Annotated in this window: 2 protein-coding genes; one reads left to right on the top strand and one right to left on the bottom strand. The window is 69.2% G+C overall.

The window, feature by feature from the left end:
* On the top strand, window positions 1-304 hold a 304-nt coding region (locus ACFWJO_RS38100), incomplete at its 5' end, for a TIGR00366 family protein (protein WP_386872739.1).
* Between the two features lie 178 nt (window positions 305-482).
* Here the strand turns inward: ACFWJO_RS38100 and ACFWJO_RS38105 are convergent.
* The coding region (locus ACFWJO_RS38105) for a thymidine kinase (protein WP_386872741.1) at window positions 483-837 on the bottom strand (355 nt) is incomplete at its 5' end.

Below are 837 nucleotides of genomic sequence, written 5' to 3' on the forward strand. Positions count from 1 at the left end.
CGGCCTGCTGGCGTTCCTGGCCGCGGGCCTCGTGAACTTCTTCGTCCCCTCCGGCGGCGGACAGTTCGCCGTGCAGGGCCCGATCATGCTCCAGGCCGGCGACGCGCTCGGCGTGGACCCGGCCATCACCATCATGGCCGTCTCCTACGGCGACCAGTGGACCAACATGATCCAGCCGTTCTGGGCAATCCCCCTTCTGGCGATCGCCGGGCTGAAGATGCGCGACATCCTGGGGTACACCACGGTCGTGCTGCTCGCGTCGGGGCTCGTCTTCGGCGGCACGCTCCTGCTCGTCTCGCTCTGACCCGATCGGCCGATGCCGGACGTGGCAGGACAGACGAAGGGCCCCGGGATCACCGGGGCCCTTCGCCTGTCATCACTCGCACCTTCATCACTCGCACCTCGATGAAGTGGTTCCACCGTACGAACCGAGCATGGGCGCAGCCGTCACGCAGCCTGGCAGTTGCCTGGCAATGGCCGCCTCAGCCCAGGGCACCGCCGGACTCCGCCAGGTAGCACGTGCCGCACAGGGACTCGTAGGTCACCTGGACACCGTCGATCGCCACCTGGTCCCCCTCGAACACGAAGTGCTCGGCGCCCGTGGCCGGGTCAACGACCTTGCGCGTGTTGAACACCGCCTTCCGGCCGCACCGGCAGATGGTCTTCAGCTCCTCGAGGGAGTGCGCCAGCTCCAGCAGCCGCGCGGAGCCCGGGAAGGAGCGGGTGCGGAAGTCGGTGCGCAGTCCGTAGGCGATCACGGGGACGCCGTCGAGCACGGCGATGCGCAGCAGGTCGTCCACCTGCGCCGGCTCGCGGAGCTGTGCCTCGTCCACGAGC

Source organism: Streptomyces sp. NPDC127092 (genome assembly GCF_042722475.1).
Classification (GTDB): Bacteria; Actinomycetota; Actinomycetes; order Streptomycetales; family Streptomycetaceae; genus Streptomyces.